24 protein-coding genes, 3 tRNA genes, 1 riboswitch and 1 other annotated feature are annotated in these 22339 nt (G+C 29.0%); of the genes, 22 read left to right on the top strand and 5 right to left on the bottom strand.

What is annotated here, in order from left to right; translation table 11 throughout:
* Positions 1-40 precede the first annotated feature (40 nt).
* The 9 genes from C7U54_RS13875 to C7U54_RS15435 all read left to right on the top strand — a co-directional run bounded on the left by C7U54_RS13875 (position 41) and on the right by C7U54_RS15435 (position 2123).
* Positions 41-116: transfer RNA gene (locus C7U54_RS13875), tRNA-Lys, on the top strand.
* Positions 117-129: 13 nt separating this feature from the next.
* Positions 130-218, top strand: a tRNA-Leu gene (locus C7U54_RS13870).
* Positions 219-224: 6 nt separating this feature from the next.
* Positions 225-298 (top strand) — tRNA-Gly (locus C7U54_RS13865).
* Between the two features lie 97 nt (positions 299-395).
* A complete protein-coding gene (locus C7U54_RS13860; protein ID WP_107030651.1) occupies positions 396-788 on the top strand; it encodes an ATP-binding protein in 393 nt (130 codons plus the stop codon).
* Positions 789-805: 17 nt separating this feature from the next.
* Positions 806-940, top strand: coding sequence for a hypothetical protein (locus C7U54_RS15445; protein WP_268865000.1), 135 nt, complete (start codon positions 806-808; stop codon positions 938-940).
* 139 nt (positions 941-1079) lie between these two features.
* The gene (locus C7U54_RS15335) at positions 1080-1304 is read left to right on the top strand and encodes a hypothetical protein (RefSeq protein WP_022001223.1); all 225 of its coding nucleotides are present in this window, start codon (positions 1080-1082) and stop codon (positions 1302-1304) included.
* Between the two features lie 68 nt (positions 1305-1372).
* Positions 1373-1615 (top strand): hypothetical protein, encoded by a 243-nt coding sequence (locus C7U54_RS15330; RefSeq protein ID WP_227351991.1) that lies wholly within the window; start codon positions 1373-1375, stop codon positions 1613-1615.
* Between the two features lie 15 nt (positions 1616-1630).
* Entirely contained in the window at positions 1631-1861 is a 231-nt protein-coding gene (locus C7U54_RS15440; protein WP_277738551.1) for a D-alanyl-D-alanine carboxypeptidase family protein, read from the top strand.
* Positions 1862-1949: 88 nt separating this feature from the next.
* Positions 1950-2123: a M15 family metallopeptidase gene (locus tag C7U54_RS15435; protein WP_317994137.1), complete on the top strand. Its 174-nt coding sequence runs from the start codon at positions 1950-1952 to the stop codon at positions 2121-2123.
* A 48-nt stretch (positions 2124-2171) separates the two neighbouring features.
* Here C7U54_RS15435 and C7U54_RS13845 read toward each other — a convergent pair whose 3' ends face one another.
* From C7U54_RS13845 to C7U54_RS13830, 4 genes are all read right to left on the bottom strand, one after another.
* On the bottom strand, positions 2172-2960 hold the full coding sequence (locus C7U54_RS13845; protein WP_107030650.1) for a hypothetical protein: 789 nt from the start codon (positions 2958-2960) through the stop codon (positions 2172-2174).
* A complete protein-coding gene (locus C7U54_RS13840; RefSeq protein WP_032091418.1) occupies positions 2945-3580 on the bottom strand; it encodes a sporulation protein YunB in 636 nt (211 codons plus the stop codon). Before C7U54_RS13840 ends, C7U54_RS13845 begins: the two co-directional genes overlap by 16 nt.
* 62 nt (positions 3581-3642) lie before the next feature.
* A complete protein-coding gene (locus tag C7U54_RS13835) occupies positions 3643-4923 on the bottom strand; it encodes a glucose-6-phosphate isomerase (RefSeq protein WP_022001227.1) in 1281 nt (426 codons plus the stop codon).
* Positions 4924-5301, bottom strand: coding sequence for a S1 RNA-binding domain-containing protein (locus tag C7U54_RS13830; protein ID WP_022001228.1), 378 nt, complete (start codon positions 5299-5301; stop codon positions 4924-4926).
* Between the two features lie 129 nt (positions 5302-5430).
* Here C7U54_RS13830 and C7U54_RS13825 point away from each other — a divergent pair, with 129 nt between their 5' ends.
* The 3 genes from C7U54_RS13825 (at position 5431) to hpf (ending at position 7860) form a co-directional block, all read left to right on the top strand.
* Positions 5431-5670: a NifU family protein gene (locus tag C7U54_RS13825; protein WP_022001229.1), complete on the top strand. Its 240-nt coding sequence runs from the start codon at positions 5431-5433 to the stop codon at positions 5668-5670.
* 228 nt (positions 5671-5898) lie between these two features.
* Positions 5899-5998, top strand: a riboswitch (SAM riboswitch).
* Positions 5999-6060: 62 nt separating this feature from the next.
* Positions 6061-7203: a methionine adenosyltransferase gene (metK, locus tag C7U54_RS13820; RefSeq protein WP_107030649.1), complete on the top strand. Its 1143-nt coding sequence runs from the start codon at positions 6061-6063 to the stop codon at positions 7201-7203.
* 126 nt (positions 7204-7329) lie between these two features.
* Positions 7330-7860 carry a ribosome hibernation-promoting factor, HPF/YfiA family gene (hpf, locus tag C7U54_RS13815; protein ID WP_022001231.1) on the top strand — a complete coding sequence of 177 codons (531 nt, stop codon included), beginning with the start codon at positions 7330-7332 and terminating at the stop codon, positions 7858-7860.
* A 132-nt stretch (positions 7861-7992) separates the two neighbouring features.
* Here the strand turns inward: hpf and C7U54_RS13810 are convergent, their stop codons facing one another.
* Complete coding sequence (locus C7U54_RS13810) at positions 7993-8931, bottom strand: TIGR01212 family radical SAM protein (protein ID WP_107030648.1); 939 nt, start codon at positions 8929-8931, stop codon at positions 7993-7995.
* 38 nt (positions 8932-8969) lie between these two features.
* Between C7U54_RS13810 and C7U54_RS13805 the strand changes: the two genes are divergently transcribed.
* From C7U54_RS13805 to C7U54_RS13760, 10 genes are all read left to right on the top strand, one after another.
* Positions 8970-10715, top strand: a complete 1746-nt coding sequence (locus tag C7U54_RS13805; protein ID WP_107030647.1) for an ABC transporter ATP-binding protein/permease — start codon at positions 8970-8972, stop codon at positions 10713-10715.
* Between the two features lies 1 nt (position 10716).
* Complete coding sequence (locus C7U54_RS13800) at positions 10717-12540, top strand: ABC transporter ATP-binding protein/permease (RefSeq protein ID WP_107030646.1); 1824 nt, start codon at positions 10717-10719, stop codon at positions 12538-12540.
* A gap of 45 nt (positions 12541-12585) precedes the next feature.
* Positions 12586-12793: a binding site (T-box leader), on the top strand.
* A gap of 35 nt (positions 12794-12828) precedes the next feature.
* A complete protein-coding gene (leuS, locus tag C7U54_RS13795) occupies positions 12829-15225 on the top strand; it encodes a leucine--tRNA ligase (RefSeq protein WP_022001235.1) in 2397 nt (798 codons plus the stop codon).
* A 231-nt stretch (positions 15226-15456) separates the two neighbouring features.
* Complete coding sequence (locus C7U54_RS13790; protein ID WP_107030645.1) at positions 15457-16071, top strand: TetR/AcrR family transcriptional regulator; 615 nt, start codon at positions 15457-15459, stop codon at positions 16069-16071.
* Complete coding sequence (locus C7U54_RS13785; protein WP_107030644.1) at positions 16052-16534, top strand: RNA-guided endonuclease TnpB family protein; 483 nt, start codon at positions 16052-16054, stop codon at positions 16532-16534. Before C7U54_RS13790 ends, C7U54_RS13785 begins: the two co-directional genes overlap by 20 nt.
* A gap of 258 nt (positions 16535-16792) precedes the next feature.
* Positions 16793-17050, top strand: a complete 258-nt coding sequence (locus C7U54_RS13780; RefSeq protein WP_241522621.1) for a response regulator — start codon at positions 16793-16795, stop codon at positions 17048-17050.
* Positions 17051-17174: 124 nt separating this feature from the next.
* Entirely contained in the window at positions 17175-18419 is a 1245-nt protein-coding gene (locus C7U54_RS13775) for a diguanylate cyclase (RefSeq protein WP_107030643.1), read from the top strand.
* Positions 18420-18693: 274 nt separating this feature from the next.
* Positions 18694-20157, top strand: a complete 1464-nt coding sequence (locus C7U54_RS13770) for a sensor domain-containing diguanylate cyclase (RefSeq protein WP_158560096.1) — start codon at positions 18694-18696, stop codon at positions 20155-20157.
* Positions 20158-20252: 95 nt separating this feature from the next.
* Complete coding sequence (locus tag C7U54_RS13765) at positions 20253-21140, top strand: DMT family transporter (protein ID WP_022000821.1); 888 nt, start codon at positions 20253-20255, stop codon at positions 21138-21140.
* A gap of 18 nt (positions 21141-21158) precedes the next feature.
* On the top strand, positions 21159-22022 hold the full coding sequence (locus C7U54_RS13760; RefSeq protein ID WP_022000820.1) for a LysR family transcriptional regulator: 864 nt from the start codon (positions 21159-21161) through the stop codon (positions 22020-22022).
* Positions 22023-22339: the final 317 nt, after the last annotated feature.

Below are 22339 nucleotides of genomic sequence, written 5' to 3'. Positions count from 1 at the left end.
TTGCGCTGGTTCGAATCCAGCTACCCCAGCCATAAGGTATGACCCGCTAGCTCAGTTGGTAGAGCATCTGACTTTTAATCAGAGGGTCAGGCGTTCGAGTCGCCTGCGGGTCACCATTTAACTGAATAAGCCCAGGTGGCGAAATTGGTAGACGCACAGGACTTAAAATCCTGCGGACCTTAAAATCCGTGCCGGTTCGACTCCGGCCCTGGGCACCATTCAATGCGGGTGTAGTTCAATGGTAGAACTTCAGCCTTCCAAGCTGACTACGTGGGTTCGATTCCCATCACCCGCTCCATGAAGGAGCTAACACACTTACTATGTAGGTGTGTTTTTTTATTAAAATGATGAAGTATGATGCAACTTAGATGTAAGGTGGAAATTGAGGTGATTCCATGTATAAAATATTGATTGTTGAAGAGGGAAAACGATTAGAATCAATGTCAATGAAGTTATTGGAATTGATTGTTTTAAAAAAACAATATTTTAAGGTGTATAGGATTTCTGCAAAAGTTTTTTTCCAAGGAATTGAGGATAAAGTGGATTTATTGATGAAAGAAAATCATATTCGATTTTCTACTATAATTGAACCTGGAGAGCTCTCTATTGAACCGGATTTGATAAAAACGGTGTGTTTAAATTTACTTGATAACGCCCGTAAAGCAGTAGGAGGAAATGCTAGAATATCTTTAAAAGGTCATCCAGTAGAAAGGGGGTATCAGTTTATAATTGAAGATAATGGTTGTGGTATGGAAAAAAATGAATTAAGTAAGATCAAAGAAGCATGAAGAAGTGTAAATACAGAATGAAGTTTCTGCTTGCTGTCACTTTATTGATTATTATCCCATTAGTTCCATTAACAACTTCTAAAATACAAAATAATCAATTAATTGGACATCTTCAAGTTGAAAAAATAAAAAATGAGAGATTAGATGTTTAAACGAGTAAGCTTTTGGTTGTTAAAAAATCTAGGCATTTTGACAGAATTTGATTTTAATGAAAATTATGTATGTTACAACTATACAGTGAAACGATATAGTAATGTTTTAGATTCTTAAAAAAATGTATGTGTTTATCAAGTGGGTTTTACAAATGAACAAGGATTTTTTAATGCTATAAATGATGCAGATACACATTTGATATATCAATATGATTATTACAATAAAAAACACGGCGATAAAGAAAATATAGAAATATATACTTTTGGAAGAAAACATTTAGGTTTAACTGAAAAAGAAATACATAAATATTTATTTAAAATGGGTGATAATCAAACATATATTACAGATAGTTCTAGTTATTGATACAACTTTGATACTTCTTTGGTGATGTTTCTACGCATCTTTTTTATACACTGAAAAGTGTAAAAAAGATGCGTTTTTTATTGAAAGGAGCACAAAACGAAAAAAATAAAAGTATTAGTTGTTGTGTGGGTAATTGGTGGATTGATTACAAGTTTATTTTTTTAATGAGTAAACAACTTCAGCAAAATAGTAATCAATTGTTTGCTGCTAGTAAAATCAAAAACAAACAAGAAAATTCAGACAATAGTGTTAATCACGATGAATTGTTGACATTGGTTAATTATGAAAATAGTCTACCTGAAAATTGGTAAGTTGATTTAGTATCGTTGAACAATGGACAAGTAGTTGATCGACGAATTAATAAAGATTTAATGGAGATGTTACAAACGACAAAAAAAGAAGGTTTAAACTTACTGATTTGTTCTTTCTATCGAACACAAAAAAAGCAAGAATATCTTTATAAAAACAAAGTAAATCAATACTTAAATCAAGGATATTCAAAAACAGAAGATTTAGATAAAGCTGTTTTTTTGGGTAGCAAGATCAAAAACAAGTGAACATCAATTAGGTTTAACAATAGATATTGTCTCTATGAAAAATCAACGTCTTGATCCTAGTCAAGAAAAAACAGCCGAATAACAATGGTTGATTAAAAATAGTTGGAAATATGGTTTTATCCTGCGGTATCCAATAAATAAAAATAGTATTACTAAAGTAGGCTATGAGCCATGGCATTATCGTTATGTTGGAAAAGTTCACGCTAAAAAGATCAATGAATTAGGAATATGTTTAGAAGAATATGTAAAAATGAATAAATAAGTACATAATATTATAAATAGAGAACTACCGAAAATTTTATCGGTAGTTTTATTTTATCCATTTAAGAGGTGGGATTTGAATATATTTTTGAAGGAGAAGAATGAGAGAATACAATTTTTTATTATATTTTACTAATCTTCTCCTTTTTTTTGTTAAAGAATCTTCATGGAAATGTACAAGACACATTTGAGGAAAAAGCGCATAACATAAAAGAATTTGTAGATCTTTTGAAGTGAGATTATATTCATTGATTATCTGTTCTAATTGATTGATTGTGATTGTATTGTTTAGATATAAATAGAAAACATCATGAATGTATAAATTGAGGTTTATATTCTCTATAAGATAAACATCTTCATATGAATGAATATTTTTATGTTGATAGGAGAGGTTAATGGCTGTTGTGGACAAGAAATAATGATTTAAAAGTTCGATAGAAAGCTGACAAAGAGTAAATAGAGAATAATAGATGATTTGATATTCTAGAGAATTTAAAGGTGTATAGATAAGAATAGATTCATAATATTGAATCCACTCTTTTTTTATTTCTTTTATTGTTTTTGTTTCTTGAGGGATGAGTGATAGGGAAATGATTTTTTGGATATCTAGAGGAATGCTTTGTACTTGATAAAGGATGTATCCTTGAGAGTTTTTTTGTTGGTAAATATTATTAATGATTTTAAAGGGATTGATTTGAAGTAAAGAAATGTATTTTTGATAATATAAAGGAAAAGGTTTATTTGTTAAATAATAATGTTCATCTTCATAAGTAAATGAAAATTGATCTTCTAAAGGAAGATGATAATATGTTTTTAAAATACTTAATTTTGATACCATGAGGGAACCTCACCTTCAATGACTTCATAAACAAGAGGAATCGTATAATTTTCTTTAAAATGTTCATGATATAAGGGAACAAGAATTTGTAAAACAATTGTAACATTTAAATCAATAGAGATAGCAAGATGATTGATCCCATAATTTTTAATTTTTTTATCAATATTTGAAGAAGTTAAAGAGAGAGTTTTATATTTAATGGAAAAAGATGGACCTCGATCTTGTAAGAAAATATTATTGGTAAGAGAACCGATAGGTATACGTGCAACAATACCTTTTTGTTGATTGATTTTTAAGAGTTTTTTATTGTATGGAGAATGATTGTTTTCTTGGTAAGAGCCTTCTTCAAGCTTTAAAAGAGTTTCTTCAAGATTATGGATGTAATTAGAGGCAATATCATTGATATAATTCATTTGAAAACTGATGGAATTATTTTCTTTTTTATAGAGTTTATGTGTATCTATTTTTTGAGTAAATGAAGTATGATTGATAAGTATCTGAATAAATTGATTTATTTCTTTACTGGCAATATTTTCAATTCTAGGGGTCATACGATTTGAAAAAAGATAAGCACATATAAAAAGTGAAAGCATAATTAAAATATATTTTCCTTTTTTCATCATATCACCATTATAAAATATGTAAAAAAAAAGAAAGTAGAACAAATCTACTTTCTTTGATTTTAATAACCAGGTTTACCTAATAATTTGAACATATTTTTCTTATAAACTTCAACACCAGGTTGGTTGAATGGGTTTACTCCTAAGAAGTAAACTGACATTGCACATGACATTTCGAAGAAATAAACCATGTAACCAAATCCATAAGCATCCATTTTATCTAATGAAATAATGATGTTTGGTACATTACCAGTATTAACATGAGCATCGATTGTACCTTCACAAGCTCTTTTGTTAACATAATCAACTGATTTTCCGGCTAAGTAATTTAAACCATCTAAATCATCTGGATCACTTGGAATAATCATATCATTTTGTGGATTTTTAACTTCGAAGATTGTTTCATATAAAACTTTAGAACCTTCTTGGATAAATTGTCCTAATGAATGTAAATCTGTAGAGAATACAGCACTATGAGGTAAGATACCTTTATTTTCTTTACCTTCAGATTCACCGTATAATTGTTTCCACCATTCAGCAACGTTATTTAATTGTAATTCATAAGTTACAAACATTTCTGCTGAATATCCAGCTTTATTTAACAATTGTCTTGCTACACCATAACGATAAGCATCATTTGTTTCGATGTTTGCATCGTTATATTTAACCATTGCATCTTTAGCACCTTTTAACATTTCATCAATATCGATACCAGCCATAGCGATAGGGAATAAACCTACAGCCGTTAATACTGAATAACGTCCACCGATATCATCAGGTACAACGAATGTTACATAACCTTCATCAGTAGCTAATTTTTTAAGAGCACCTTTTTCTCTATCAGTAGTAGCTACGATTCTTTCACGAGCTCCTTCTTTACCATATTTCTTTTCACACATTTCTTTGAAGATTCTGAAAGAAATAGATGTTTCAGTTGTTGTTCCTGATTTAGAAATAACATTGATAGCGAAATCTTTGTCTTCAATATATTTAGCAACTTGATGAATATAATTTGAAGAGAAAGTATTTCCTACATAGATGATTTCAACTTTATCATCTGAATATAAACCATTGATTGCTTCAATAGCAGCACGTGCTCCTAAATAAGATCCCCCGATACCGCATACTAATAATACGTCTACTTTTTCTCTTAATTTAGCAGCAGTTTCTTTCATTAATTGAACTTCTTCTTTGTCATAGTTTTCTGGTAATTCAACCCAACCAAGGAAATCGTTACCAGCACCTGTTTTGTTTCGAATCATATCATGAATTTCTGCTACTTTTTCTTTGTATGATCCTAAATCTTCAGCTAATTTTGCTTTTGATAAATCTAATGTGATCATTTAGTTTTCCTCCATTACACCTTGTTTTAACCATTCTTCCATTGCTTGAGCTAAAGGTAAAAAACCTTTAGGTGTTTCTACAATTGGTTTTCGTGGATTTTTATAGACGAGTTTCTTGTCTTTTCTTCGAAAACGATTGTCAACAGCTTTCAAGCTTAATTTGGCGTGATTGCTAGAATGATCAAAATCAATGACTTTTACTTTCACAATATCATTAATATGCACATAACTGGCAATACTTTTAACGAATTTATCTGATATTTCTGAGATATGAATCAATCCTGTTGAATTATCAGGTAAAAGAGCAAAAGCGCCATAAGGTTGAATACCGGTTATTTTAACATCAATGATATCCCCTCGTTTGATGAGTTTTGTCATTTGATTTCACTCCTTGCGGCACTATTATAGCACAATTTAAGCATATGTGTTGTATTTAATAAGGAAAAAATATAAAATATGGTAGGATTTATATGATATACTTAATAAGTAAAAAAGGAGTTTGCAAAAATGGAAAATATTGAAGAACAAATAAAAAATGTCATTCATAAATTAAGACCTTATCTACAAAGAGATGGTGGAGATATTGAATATGTTGATTTTAAAGATGGGATTGTTTATGTAAGAATGCTAGGAGCATGTGCTGGATGTACCATGATTGATGAAACATTAAAAGATGGTGTTGAACAAATTTTAATGGAAGAAGTACCTGGTGTTTTAGAAGTTCAAAATATTTCTAGTTCATTATAGTACAAATGTCTTGCATTTATAGAGAGTTTGTAATATTATGTTTTAGTCATTGAATTCATCATAAATTTCAATTTATGAAACACACTTATTTTAGGTGATTAAATTGAATGATCGAAAAGAACAACAAATCAAAATCGCTCATATTTTGAAAGAAATTGGTTTGGAAGATGAACTCATAGAGAAAATGACATCGTTAAAAAAAGAAGAATATCAATAAAATAAAAAGGACTCTTATTAAGAACCATGAGATGAAGATCGATGAAGTGGTGGCAACCCTATATGTTAGAAGGTGCCTTTACTGAGCAAGTTTATTCTTGAACAATAAGAGAAAGCTTCCTAACGGCTTTCTCTTTAGGAAGCTTTTTTATTTGTTATTTAAGGAGGAAGAAAATGAAAGAAAGAATTTTATTTACGTCAGAATCTGTATCAGAAGGACATCCTGATAAAGTATGTGATCAAATCAGTGATGCCATCTTAGATGAATGTTTTAAACAAGATCCTAACTCACGTGTTGCTTGTGAATGTTTTGCGACAACAAACTTAGTTGTCATTGGTGGAGAAATTACTACAAATGCGAAAGTGGATTATGAAGCTGTGGCAAGAAATGTTTTAAAAGAAATTGGCTATGATGATGAAGCTAAAGGAATGGATTATAGAACTTGTAAAGTTGAAGTTGTCATGGATAGTCAATCAAGTGATATTGCTCTTGGAACAAATGAAGAAGTTGGTGGAGCAGGAGATCAAGGTATTATGTTTGGTTATGCGACAAAAGAAACTGAAGGTTATATGCCTCTTGCTATTTCAATTGCGCATCATTTAGTTCGTTACGCTTCAACTTTAAGACATGATGGGACTTTTAAATGGGCTAGACCTGACATGAAAGCACAAGTGACAATTGATTATACAGATGAAAAACCAGTAATTGATACTATTTTAATGTCCATTCAACATGATGATGATTTTGATGAATCAGAATTTAAAAAATTCGTTAAAGAAAACATTATGGATGCCGTTGTTAAAAAATATGATATGAATACAGATTATCGTGTTTTAATCAATCCTACAGGACGTTTTGTTATTGGTGGTCCTCATGGAGATACAGGTCTTACTGGAAGAAAGATCATTGTTGATACATATGGTGGATATGCACGTCATGGAGGAGGAGCTTTCTCTGGAAAAGATCCAACAAAAGTAGACCGCTCTGCTGCTTATATGGCACGTTATATTGCTAAAAACGTTGTTGCGGCCAATATGTGTGATGAACTTGAAATCCAATTATCTTATGCAATTGGTGTAAAAGAACCAACATCTATTTATATTGATACAAAAGGAACTGAAAAAGTACCTCATGATGTGATTCTTGAAGCAATTAAACAAGAATTTGATTTAACACCAGCAGGAATTATTCATACCTTAAACTTAAGAACACCAATTTATAAAAAGACAGCTTCTTATGGACACTTTGGTAGACCTGAGGCAAATTTACCTTGGGAACAATTAGATAAGGTAGAAAATTTAAAAAAATATATGTAGAAAAAGGCTCATGAATTGAGCTTTTTTTGTTATGTGTATTTTTTAAACAGGATAAAAAAGCATATTAAAGTAGGAATTTAGAAAAGTTTATAGTATAATATAGTTATCAAAAAGGAGGAATTAATTATGAAAATTACATTAAGAGGAAAGAACATTGAAATTACTGAAGCAATTGAAGAAAAAGTCAGTGAAAAATTATCAAAATTAGACAAATACTTCATTGTAAGTGAAAATGTTGAAGCCAAAGTACTTGTAAGAACTTATCCTTACGGACAAAAAATTGAAGTGACAATTCCTACTGAATATGTACTTTTAAGAGCAGAAGTTGTGGATCAAGATTTATACAATGCAATTGACTTAGTTATCGATAAATTAGAAGGTCAAATTAGAAAGTATAAAACTAGATTAAACAGAAAATCTAAAGATAATAAACTTGCATTCAATTTAGCATCAATTGAACCTTTAGAAGATGAAGAAGAAGACGTATTAGTAAAAACAAAAACAATTACTCCAAAACCAATGGATATGGAAGAAGCAATTATGCAAATGGAATTAATTGGACATTCATTCTTCGTATATCGTGATACTGAAACAGATGCTATTAGTATTGTATACCGTCGTAATGATGGAGATTACGGTCTTATCGAAACTGAATAGGTATGATGTAAAAACACTAACCAACTATAATAGGTTAGTGTTTTTTGAGACAAATTTGAAACAAATTTGAGACAAAATAGCTTAAAAAATGATGTATAATAATAGTGTAAAAAATAGTCCAGAAAAACTGGGCTATTTTTTATATAGATCACCTTGATAAACATCAAGTTCTTTCATTTTTTTATCAATATCATTTAAAATAGTTACCTTTTTAATGGACCATAAAGGAGCAATTAAATCATCGATTTTACCATCACCAGTCAATCTTTCGATAACGATTTCAGGTTTAATGTAACGAAGTTGTTCTACTACGATATCAATATATTCTTGACGAGAGAGCATGTTAAATTCATGATTTTCATACATTTGTTGAAGTTTTGTATTTTTAACAACGAATAACATATGTATTTTAAGTGCTTGAATATCTAATTGACCTAAGGTTTTAGCTGTTTCAATCATCATTTCTTTTGTTTCAAAAGGAAGACCATTGATGATATGGACACATACTTCAAGGTTGTATTTTCTACATAATGCTAAACCGTCCAAGAATTCTTGAAAAGTATGACCACGATTAATAAGTTTACTTGTTTGTTCATGGATCGTTTGTAAACCTAGTTCAATATAGACATCTTTTTGTTTATTGATGGTACTTAAATATTGAACGATTTCTTCATTTAAACAATCAGGTCTTGTAGCAAGGGCAATTCCCTTAACATCTTCTTTGTTTAAAAAAGGGGCAATCATTTTTTTTATTTTATCTAATGGACCATAGGTATTTGTATTGGCTTGAAAATAAGCAATATAAGCACATTCAGGCCATTTTCTTTTCATGACTTGAGAGATTGTTTGAAATTGTTTTTCTAAATGATCATGAACATTTCCAGCATAATCTCCAGATCCTGATGAACTACAGAAAATACAACCACCATAGCCTTTTGTTCCATCACGATTAGGACAGGTAAAATCAGCATTTAGTGCAACTTTAGCGACTTTTTGATGGTATTTGTTTTTTAAATAATAGTTATAAGTATGATAACGTTTGTTATCTAAAGAGTATTTAAATTGATTCATTTTATCACCGAAGCAATTATAACATAAGGAGTAAGAAAATGGGATTAGAGTTAAAGAATGTCACAAAAAAATTTAAAACAATTGAAGGAGAAAGAGTTATTTTTGAAAATTTGAATATTCATTTTCCTGATTATGGTTTGATTGCTATTACAGGGGAAAGTGGATGTGGAAAATCAACACTTTTACAATTAATAGCAGGATTGGATCAAGACTATGAGGGAAAGATTCTTTTTAATCAAGTAAAAATAGAAGATATTAAAGATTATCGACAACTTGTTATTAGTTTTGTTTATCAAAATTATCAGTTAATTGATTATTTGAGTGTTAAAGATAACTGTTTATTTTATTGTCACTTAAAAGGAATAAAGGTTGTAGAAAAACAGTTACAAGAATTATTAGAAATCTTTGAATTAAATGAACTAGTAAATCAAAAGGTAAAGAATTTATCAGGTGGGCAAAAACAACGCGTGGCCCTTATTCGTGCTTTATTATGTTCAAGTCCTATTATTTTATGTGATGAACCGACAGGAGCTTTAGATGAAATAAATCGTCAAAAAGTTTATCGTTTTTTTAAAAAAGCGAGTCAAAGACGCCTTATTCTTATTGTTTCTCATGATCAAAAAATTTCAAAATATACACCTTATCATTTGAATTTTGAATGTTTAAAACATCATTATGATTGGAACCATCAATTATATTCACGTTATGAAATAAGAAAAACAAAATGTGGATTATTGTTTAAAGAAATGATCCAAATGATTTTAAAAGATAAAAAGAAATGGGTGATGATGTTTGTTTCACAAATTTATATGGTACTAGCAATGACGCTCATTATTACTGGTTTAGAAGGATTTAATGGTTATTATCAAAAACAATATAATCAAGCAATGAATAATAATTTAGTTATGATTCAAAAGAAAAATCAAGAACCCTTTAAAGAAAAAGAAATAACAAAACTGAAAGGAAAATATCAATATCATTTAGATATAGGAAAGATTGAAGGCCTTAAAAACTTTCAATCTTTTTCAATTAACAAAAAAACAAAGCAAAATGAAGTTTATGTCAATCACGCTTTAATTACCAAAATAAAACAAAATAAACTTATTTATAAACTTAATCATCATCAATATACATTAAAAATCAAAGGAGTAATTCAAGATGATTATCAAGAACCTGTTCTTTATTATCATTCATTATCCAATGAAATAGCCCTTCAATGCATTGATGTTTCAACGAGTATTGTCTATGTTAAAAATCATAAATATATGAAAGATTATTTAACGCATTTATCAGTTCAATATCAAGGTATAGCACCTATTTATGAAGAATATGAAAGTTATTTTAAAGTTATTGATCTTTTTAAAAAGGTTAGTTTTGTTTTTATTTTTTTAAGTTTTATGATTGCAATCGTTTTAATGGGATATATGGTTTTATCGATGCTTTATGAAAATCAAAAAATATATGCCATCATGCTTGCTAATGGTTATCAAAATAATCATTTAGCATTTTTTATTTTAAAAAAAATAAGCTTAATGATGATTTCAATTGGAATAGTTTCTTGTTTGGTTTCTAGTGGAGTTTTAAAAATCATTTCATTTTTTGATATTTCTAAAAAGATCTGGGGCATAAACCATTTGTTTGTTTTACCAAGAGAGTTTCAATGGTCATTTATGTTATATTTCTTTTATCTTTTGGGATATATCGTGCAAGGAATTTTATTAAGTCTATTTATAGTTTTAAAGATGAAAAAAATAAAAATGTATGAGTGTTTAAGGGAGGAATAGGATGTTAGAAATTAAGAATGTAACGAAGTCTTTTGATCGACCTTTATTCAAGGAGATGTCTATGACATTTCAAGAAACAGGGATGTATGTCATTGTTGGTAAAAGCGGTAGTGGCAAATCGACACTTTTAAATATTTTAGGAGGTTTGGATAATGAGTATCAAGGTGTGATTGAAATTGATGGGCAAGATATTCGACAAATATCACATTATATTAGAAAATACATTGGTTTTATTTTTCAACAGTTTTATTTAATAGAAGAAATGAATGTTAAAGAAAATGTAAATCTCATTTCGTATTTTAAAAGAATAATGATTTTTAAAAAAGAATATTATTTAGAACGTTTAAAAATAAAAGACTTACAACGTTATAAAACAGCAATTTTATCTGGAGGTCAAAAACAACGAGTCGCTATTTATCGAGGATTTATTGCTAAGCATCCCATTATTTTATGTGATGAACCAACAGGTGCTTTAGATGCAAAAAATAGTGAAGAAATTTTTAAAATATTAAAACAACTGTCTAAAGAAAAATTAGTGATTGTTATTAGTCATGATGAAATACTTGCTAAAAAATACCATGATTATCTCTATGAAATAAAAGATTATCAATTAAAATTAATTCATCAAAATCCAATAACGCAAAGAAAAAAACAAGAAGAAAAAACAAGTAAAAGATCTTTTTTACAATTTATATTGAAAGAATTGAAAATGACGTGGAAGAGTTCTTTTATTGTTGTACAAGTTTTATTTTTAGCACTTTTAAGTATTTTATTGACCCTTTCATTGACTCAATCAACACAAAAACAAATTCATCAGCAATTAGAACAAATTATTCCTTCAACAACCATTATGTTAAAAAAGAAAAATAATCAAATGTTCAAGATGGATGATTTGAAACAAATTCAACATCCAGCAATTCAATACCGTTTTTTACAAAATGATCAGGTGGATTTTTTAGGAATCTCTTTTTCTAAAAAATATCAAACGAAAAAAACACTTTATATTTCTGATTATATTCAGCAACCACAAAAGAAAATTCAAGGAAGAAAGATAAAAAATGCTCAAGAAATCATTTTATCTAAGTCTACTTATGAACAACTTTTATATTTATCGCATCAGAAGGATTTAATAAATAAAGATGTATATTTGTTTTTTGAATATCAAAATAGAATTTGTTTTTATAAAGTTAAAATTGTAGGGATTGAAAATAAAAAGACTTTAATGGAGACCGTTTATTTTAATGAATATGCAATGAGTCAAATGTTAAAAGAACTTTATCAAATAGAAGTAGGGCAAACTGCTTTTTTACAAGTGAAAGATAAAAATATTTTAAAAGATTTAAAAAATAAATATCCTTTATATCAATTTAAACTTGCAAATAGTTCATTATCTTCAAGCATCGATGAAAAATTTCAACAAATTGAATGGATCCTTTATTGTTTTAGTTCTTTAGCAGTTGTAACAGCTTGCTTTTTATTAGGTGTTGTTTTATATTTGATGGTCATTAAAAGAAAAAAATATTTTGCTATTTTACAAACATTGGGGGCTTCATTATGGCAGATGATAACTCTTGTTTTGTGTCAAGGTCTAGGTATTTCCTGCACAGCATTTATAGAAGCAATGATTGTTTTAAAAAAGTTATTTATTTTTGCTAATCAGTTGATTCAAAAAAGTATTTCAGATTTGATGGATGAATTTTTTGTTATACAAAATAATGTGCTTTTAGGTGTTTTTATAGGAGTACTTATTTTAACATTATTATGTTGTTTGATCCCAATTAAAAAAGTAAAACAGATAGAAATTATAGAAGCTTTAAAGAGTTAGGGAGTTTTTTATTGCATAAAGTATGTGATGTGGTATAATAGAAAAGCAAAATCAATGAATAGGAGTACTAGCAAATCCCCTATATTTAGAGAGTCAGTGGGTGGTGAAAACTGATTATAGTATTTGTGAACTCGCCTAGGAGATGTATTTTTGAATAAAGTAAAAAATATCGTAGAACTGCGTTAAAGTTTTGAGGTGCTAGAATTTTATTCTAGAACTAAGGTGGTATCGCGTTGAAATTGGCGTCCTTAGATAAGGACGCTTTTTTATATTTAAGGAGGAAAAATTATGCCGTTCGATCACACAAAAATAGAGCCAAAATGGCAAAAATATTGGGACGAAAACAAAACATTTAAAACAGATTGTTATGATGATTCAAAACCTAAATATTATTGTATGGATATGTTCCCATATCCATCTGGAAATGGTTTACATGTAGGACATCCTGAAGGATATACTGCAACAGATATCGTATCAAGAATGAAAAGAATGCAAGGATATAATGTATTACATCCAATGGGATTTGATTCATTTGGATTACCTGCTGAACAATTTGCAATTCAAACAGGTCATCATCCTGCAGAATTTACAAAGAAAAATATTGATGTTTTTAGAAAACAAATTAAATCATTAGGATTTTCTTATGATTGGGATCGTGAAATTGCAACAAGTGATCCTGAATATTATAAATGGACACAATGGATCTTTACAAAATTATATGATCAAGGATTAGCTTATATTGATGAAATTCCAGTTAACTGGTGTCCAGAATTAAAAGCCGTTCTTGCAAATGAAGAAGTTATTGATGGTAAGAGTGAACGTGGAGGGTATCCTGTTATTCGTAAACCAATGCGTCAATGGGTTTTAAAAATCACTGAATATGCAGAAAGATTATTGGCCGATTTAGATGACTTAGATTGGCCAGAAGCTACAAAACAAATGCAACGTAACTGGATTGGTAAATCTATTGGGGCAAATGTTGATTTCAAAATTGATGGAACAAATAAAGTATTTACAGTCTTTACAACACGTTGTGATACATTATTTGGGGCAACATACTGTGTTATGGCACCAGAACATCCATATGTTGAAGAAATTACAACCGAAGCACAAAAAGCAGATGTTGAATCTTATAAAGAAAGTTGTGCTAGTAAATCTGACTTAGAAAGAACAGAACTTAATAAAGATAAAACAGGTGTCTTTACTGGAGCTTATGCAATCAATCCAGTAAATGGTAAAAAAATCCCAATTTGGATTTCTGATTATGTACTAGCAAGTTATGGTACAGGAGCTATCATGGCTGTTCCAGCACATGATGATCGTGACTATGAATTTGCTAAAAAATTCGGTATTGAAATCATTCCAGTATTAGAAGGTGGAAATATCGAAGAAGAAGCTTATACAGAAGATGGTGTTCATATTAACTCTGAATGGCTAAATGGTCTTGGAAAACAAGAAGCTATTGATAAAATGGTAGATTGGTTACAAGAACATCATTGTGGACAAAAGAAAGTATCTTATAAATTAAGAGATTGGTTATTCTCAAGACAACGTTATTGGGGTGAACCAATTCCTATCGTTCATATGGAAGATGGAACAATGCGTACAGTTCCAGTAGAAGAACTTCCATTAGAATTACCAGCAACTAAAAACTTCCAACCTCATGATAGTGGTGAATCGCCACTTGCTAATTGTGAAGATTGGTTAGAAGTAGAAATTGATGGACAAAAAGGACGTCGTGAAACAAATACAATGCCTCAATGGGCTGGGTCATGTTGGTATTATATTCGTTATATTGATCCACACAATAGTGAACAAATTTGTGATCCAAAATTATTAGATAAATGGTTACCAGTTGATTTATATGTAGGTGGAGCAGAACATGCGGTATTACACTTATTATATTCTCGTTTCTGGCATAAAGTTCTTTATGATTGTGGTGTTGTTAAATGTAAAGAACCATGGCAACGTTTAGTACACCAAGGTATGATTTTAGGAGATAACAACGAAAAAATGTCTAAATCAAGAGGTAACGTTGTTAACCCTGATGATATCGTTGCTAGTCATGGTGCAGATTCACTTCGTTTATACGAAATGTTCATGGGACCACTTGAAGCATCACTTCCTTGGTCAACAAATGGATTAGATGGTTCTCGTAAATGGTTAGACCGTGTTTATCGTTTAATGATTGAAACTGGTAAATTATCTGATGAAAATGATCATAGTTTAGATCGTGTATATCATCAAACAGTTAAAAAAGTTACTGATGATTTTGAAAAATTAGGTTTCAATACAGCTATTTCACAAATGATGATTTTCATTAATGAATGTTATAAAGCTGAACATGTTTATAAAGAATATGCTGAAAACTTTATTAAAATGCTTTCATGTATTGCACCTCATATCTGTGAAGAAATGTGGCAACAATTAGGACACAATGATTCAATTGCTTATGAACCATGGCCAACATATGATGAAAAAATGTTAGTTAGTGATACTGTTCAAATGGGTATCCAAGTTAATGGTAAATTAAGAGCTAAAATTGAAGTTGCTAAAGATGCAGATGATGAAACTGTTAAAGAATTAGCATTCCAACAAGAAAACGTTAAAGCACATACTGACAGTAAAGATATCGTTAAAGTAATTGTGGTTAAAAATAAAATTGTAAACATTGTCGTTAAATAAAATATTATAAATATTTAAGTAGAGATACGTCTCAAAAACCTTGAAAAATCAAGTTTTTTGAAAAAGTGTCTCTACTTTTTTGTGAATATATGTATTTTTTTGGGTGACAAATAAAATAAAATCTTTATGAGAATGTCATGAAATAATGGTTAAAGCTAGGAAATTGTTAAATTTTTATTGATTAAACTAACAATAGGTAGTAATATAACTAACATAAGGAAGTGGATAGATATGGAGAGGAAAGAAGAAATTATTCAGGCGACACTTATGTTAGCGTCTAAAAATGGAGTAGACAATGTTTCAATGTCACAAATAGCGACGCAATTAGGGATAAAGAAACCATCATTGTATAATCATTTCCGTTCGAAGGATGAAATTGTAAAGGCAATGTATGATTATTTAAGAACACAAGCAAAAGAAAAACTAAAAATAACGGATCTTGATTATGGAAAACTTGTCAAAGATAAAAGTCTAGAAGAAGTTTTAAAATTAATGGTTCATAATTATTGTAAGATGAGTACACAAAGTGAAATGTTTTCGTTTTATAAAATCATTTATTCCACACGCACTACAAATGTTGTGGCTGCTCAAATTATGTGTGAGGAAACAGAAAAAATGATTTTAGCAACAAAAAATCTTTTTTATGCATTACAAGTTCATCAAAAAATATTTGTAAAAGACATTGATCAGGCAGCTATCTCTTTTACAATGACAATACATTCTTTGATTGATTATCAATTAGATAGGAAAAGTGCAGGAAATAAATTTAACGAGGATATATTAGATAATTATATTTGTTGGTTTAGTAAGGAATTTGGTGGTAAAGATGAAAAGAACATTGATTAATTATTTAGGAATTTTGGGGATTATATCTTTGATTTCTTACACGCTGGCGGTTGTCAAAACCAACAACAAAGAACAACGTATCATGAAAGATACAGATCATAAGCTAAGTCGTGAAATTGTAAATACAGCAAAAGCACATGATATCTCAGTAATCAAATTAGAGCGACTACAAAACATCCGCTCAACGACAAGAACAAGTCGAAAAAACAATCATAGCCTGCATACATGGTCGTTCTATAGACTAGCTACATTTGTAGAATACAAAGCAAAACTGGCAGGCATAAAAGTTGAGTATGTAGATCCAGTATATACAAGTCAGATCTGTCCGATAAGTGGAAGAATCCAACATGCAAAAGATAGAAATTATATATGCAGATGTGGATATCAAACACACAGGGATTTGCTAGGAGCTATAAATATATACAACTCAACTGAGTATATTGGTAACAGATATACTGCCTAGAGAACTATAGGTTCTGCTCTAGGAAGGGTAATGGCATACCCCTAACTTGCACTGCGACCTATCAGAAATGAACTGGTCAGCCAACAATGTTGGCAGGTAGCAAGAATCTCCTGTCTTTAGACATGGGGAGTGTCAAAAGGGAAATACGTTTTATTGGCTGAAGATAATGATTTGAATGCAGAAATAGCGATAACGATTTTAGAAGATATGGGATTAATAGTTGAACGTGTTGAAGATGGGATTTAATGTGTGGCTAAAATGGAACAAATGCCTGCTAAAAGCTATGATTTGATTTTAATGGATGTTCAAATGCCTCATATGGATGGTTATAAGGCAACGGAAACAATTAGAGAATTATCTGATGAAGGAAAGGTTCATATTCCAATTGTTGCTTTAATTGCTAATGCTTTTGAAGAAGATAGAAAAATGGCAATTTCAAAAGGAATGAATGATCATATTGCTAAACCAATTGATGTAAAAAAGGTTGAGGAAGTTATTATTTCTGTTTTAAAATAATATTTTCAATAAAAAGAAAAAGGATGTTATTTATCTAAAATCACATATTCTTCTCTTTTTTAGATATATTCATTGAATTTTTATGCTTCTTTTTTTAAAATAAAACCATATTGAGGGAAAAAACATGCAAAATAGTAAAATAACAATGAAAGAACTTTTATATAAAATGGCTTGTTATCAAGAACTATATCCAAATGTACATCTTTTTGAAAAAACAGATTTAAATCAAATGAACTCTAATTGTTTAAGCAGTACAATAGAAGCATTTCGTTTAAAAAAAGATTGTACAAAATTAGAATATTGTAAAGATAAACTTTATCATGTCATTTCTAAATACTATGTTGTAGATCAAAAAGAATATGTAATGGAAATTATTTGTTGTTTAGACGAACAACTAGAGTTATCGCGACAAGAAAATAGCAATCTTATTTTAAAGTATTTGGGTAAACACGATGATTTTTATTTAGATGTATTAACAGGTGCTTATAATAGACGTTTTTATGAAGAAAAAATAAAACATCAAACAACTCCTGCAGGAATTGTTATGCTCGATGTGGATGATTTTAAGATTTATAATGATACATTTGGTCATGATTTCGGAGATAGGGTTCTTAAAATGATTGTTGAACATATTAAGAATTCACTTAGAAATCAAGATAAACTTATTCGCTATGGTGGAGATGAATTCATTATTTATTTGCCAAATATTGAAATAGAAGATCTTTATTTAATTATGCAAAATATTTTAGAAAATATTCATCATGCAACAATCAGAAGGTATGAAAGTGTTCAATTTTCTTTGAGTGCAGGGATTACAATGTATCAAACAGGGACAATTGAAGAAGCAGTTTCTTTGGCAGATCATTTATTATACCATGCTAAAAGAAAAAAGAATTGCATATTTACAGAATTAGATCATCAGTATTATTCTGATAGAAATGATACTAAACAAACAATTCTTATTGTTGATGATTCTGAGTTAAATCGTGCAATTCTTTATGAAATATTAAAAGATGATTTTTATTTATTGGAAGCTACAAATGGGCAAGAATGTATTGACTATATTAAACAATATGGTTCGGGAATTTCTTTGATTTTATTAGATATTATTATGCCTGAAATTGATGGCTTTGATGTTTTACAATGGATGGAACAAGAAAAATGGTTAGATGATATACCTGTTATTTTAATTTCAAGTGAAGATTCAGCAAATGTCATTAATAAAGGTTTTGCGATGGGAGCATCTGATTACATTAAAAGACCTTTTGATTATCGAATTGTTTATCGACGTGTTTATAATATAATTAAACTCTACGCTAAACAAAAAAGATTAATGGATTTATTAAAAAAACAAGTAGAAAAGAACTAAGAGTTATTAATGATTTTATCGTATTGAATTTGGAAAATATATTTGATTTTAAGAAGATGATATAACATTTGTGAAAATAATAGAATAGTTAAAAAAGTTGATAACCAACAGAAAAGCCAAAAGTTGATTTCCTGAGTTATTTGTTGCTCAAGAAATCCTCAAGGTTTTTTAATTAATTGAATTATAGCGATACTATAATTCTTTTTTTATTAAAATCTTTGTTTACCTTTGTTTAAATATGGTAAAATATTTTAAAGAAAAGATGGTGAACGATATGAAAAGAAAAGCAATTTATAAACTCTCTTTTAAAGCATATTTAAAAGCAATGATGATTTTTATTGTTTTTATAATGATTTGTTCTATTTCGTTTTTCTTTTATATAAAAAAAGATATAGAAAATGAATCTGTTAATAAAGTGGTTGTTAATACAGAAAAACAAACAGAAAGTTTAAAACAGTATATAGATATTCAATATCGATATCTTGAAGGTGTTGGTAATCATATAAGCCAGCAAGATTTATTTTGCGAAGATAATATAAATTTAATTCATTCCATTAAAGAATATACAAAATTAGAAAATGTTGGAATTATTGATAAAAATGGAGAAAGTCATTATGATAATGGTGCCGTAAAGAATGTAAGTCAACGTGAATATTTTCAAGAAGCACTAAAGGGAAATAGAGTCTTAAGTGCTCCACTTGAAAGTGTTATTGCAGGGGAGACACGTGTTATTATAGCGGTACCTATTTATGATCAACAAAAAGAAATTGTAGGAGTTATAGGTGGTAGCTATGATATTGGGAATCTAAATAAAATTGTTTTTAGAGGTATTTATGATGGAAAAGGATCGGCCTTTCTTGTTTCTAAAGAAGGGCAGTTGATTACTTATAATAATGCTGTTAAAAATAAAGATTTTTTAGCTTCTGAAAGTATTTTTAGTTATTTTGCTGAATACAATGTTTTATCTCCGGATGATCTTCAAAGTTTAAAACAAAAATGGATTAAACAAGAAAATGGTTATATGACTTTAAATTATAATAATAAAACATCTTATATAGCTTATTATCCATTAAAAATCAATGATTGGATCATGTGTTATAACATTGATGCAGATGTAGCACAGGAATCTTATACATTTATCATTTATGCTGAATATTTGCTTTTTGCTTTATTTGTTTTTGCGTTAGTGATTTTGTTATTTACAATTTATAAAGTAAACAATAAACATCAAAAAAGATTATTAGAATTTGCACGTATCGATGCATTAACAGGTATAAAAAATAAGGAAACATTGCAAAATGAAATTAGTACATATTTAAAAAATGATTCTTCTCAACAATTAGGGGCACTTTTTATGATCGATGTTGATAATTTTAAAACAGTAAATGATTTAAATGGCCGTGTTATTGGTGATGAAGTTTTAAAAAACTTTGGCTCAATTTTAAAAGAGTCTTTTACAATAGAGGATATTGTAGGGCGTGCAGGTGGTGATGAGTTTATTGTTTTTGTTAAAGATATTCAAGAGCATGGAAATGCGATAAATAAAGCCCAAGAAATATGTCAAAAGATAAGAAATATTGAAATTGACAATTTTAAAGGAACAATTTCTTGTAGTATTGGGATTGCCTTTTATCCTGAACATGGAACAACATTTAAAGACTTGTATAATTTAGCTGATCAGGCTTTGTATCAAACAAAGAATCAAGGTAGAAATGGTTATACATGTTATACAAAATAATAAATTATAGATAAAAACTATCAAATTGATAATTTTTATCTATTTCTATTTATATAAATAAAAATGTATACTGTAGAACTAAGGGAGAGAAGAAAATGAAAAAATCTTATGTATATTTATTGACAACATTTATGTTATGGGGAAGTTTGTATGTTGTCAGTCAATTTGTTTTAGGAAAGATTCCTACGTTTACAGTAGCAATGTTTCGCTATTTAATTGCTTTTATAGCACTAAGTTTAATCTCATTAAAAAGTGAGAAAGAAAAAATTGAAAAAAGTGATTATAAATATTTCTTTATTATGGGATTTATTGGTTATTTTATTTCTGTTGATTGTCAACTTTTAGGAACTAAGATTGCCGGTGGATCAATGGCTTCACTTATTAATTCATTAAATCCAGTGATTATTAGTGTGATGGCCATGATTATTTTAAATGAAAAATTAGAAATGAATAAAATTGTTGGTATTATATTATCATTGGCTGGGGTTTATATGATTATAGGTACAGGAGCTAATATTCAGTTTTTAGGAGTTCTTATTTCTTTTATTGCAGTTATTGGTTGGGCGTTTATGTCCGTTATTTCAAGAAAGATTTCTAATAAATACAGTGCATTAACACTTACAAAAGTATCAATGTTGATTGCAACAGTTTGTAATATTCCAGTTTCCTTTTTAGAAGTACAAGTGACACACCCTCTTATTCAAGTAGATTTAGGTGCTGTTTTAGGACTTGTTTATATGGGAGTTGTTTGTACGGCATTTACGAATATTTTATGGAATAAAAGTTTATCATTATTACCTGCTAATACTTGTAGTGCTTTTTATCCAATTCAAACATTAACTTCTTCATTTTTAGGAGTTGTTGTTTTTCATGAAGTTTTGACAACTTCATTTGTATTGGGATCAGCTTTTATTATCGTTGGTGTTTTAATTAGCTTATTATTTAAAAAACGTACTCGAAAAGAAAAAGAAGTCCTAGTATAATCATATTAGGTGATGACAATGAATTTATATCAATTACGTTATTTTACGACATTAGCACAAGAAGAACATTATACAAAAGCAGCTTTAAAATTACATATTACTCAACCGAGTTTAACGCATGCCATTCATTTATTGGAAGATGAACTAGATGTTGCGTTGTTTGAAAAAAAGGGAAGAAATGTTGTTCTAACAAAGTATGGAAAACTTTTTTTAAAAGAAATCGAGCCAATTCTTAATCGTTTAGATGATTCTATAGAAAATATTAAACAAATTTCAAAAGGAAAAGAAACTTTAAATATTGGTTTTGTAAGAAGATTAGGGATGAGCTATATTCCCCAACTAATTTCTTCTTTTCAAAATGAAAATGTGACCTTTCAATGCCATAGTGGTTTTTCTTATGATCTTATTCATGATTTAAAGAAAAATGATTTAGATATTGTTTTTTGTTCCTATGTAGATGATCAAGATATATTTTTTAAACCTGTTGTAACACAAGAGTTTTATGTAATCGTCAGTCTTAATCATCCACTTGCTAAAAATGATGAAATTGATTTAAAACAAATAGAAGATCTACCTTTTATTACTTTTACTAAAAATAGTGGAATTCGTCCAATGATCGATCATCTTTTAGAAAAGTCAAAAATACATCCTCATATATCAATGGAATTAGAGGAAGATGAAGTCGTTGGTGGTTTTGTAGGTCATGATTTAGGGGTAGCGATTGTTCCTGATATGGCAGTTTATGATTTGTTGCCAATCAAAAAAATAAAAATTAAAGATATAGATGAAAAACAAACATTTTATATGGCTTATTTAAAGAATACGCAAAAATCTAAAGCATTTCTTGAATTTATTGAGCATGTAAATTGTGATGTATTGTAGAAAAACAAGTCTTTTTTCGGCGCTCTAAATAATCGAGTGCTTTAGCGAAATTCGCTCTAAATTATTAAGGGGGATATTGATGTGAAATCAGTATCCCCTCTAAAATATTCAGTGCTTTTTTAAGAGGAAAATTAGGATGATGTCTGGTCCTGGTGTTCCTCCTTTTATTTGTTTTCTATTTTTATTTTATTTTTTGTAGGTTCCTCTAGGATTTCCTATACGTTTTATTCTGTCTGTATGTTCATTCATTGTGTAAGTTTCATATTTATTTTGAGAATATAGGATTCTGTTTCTTGCACGTTGAAAATTGGACATAC

Source organism: Faecalibacillus intestinalis (assembly GCF_003024685.1).
GTDB classification, from domain to species: Bacteria; Bacillota_I; Bacilli_A; order Erysipelotrichales; family Coprobacillaceae; genus Faecalibacillus; species Faecalibacillus intestinalis.
Note: the sequence above shows the minus strand (reverse complement) of the source record. Positions and strands in the feature narration are given on the sequence as shown.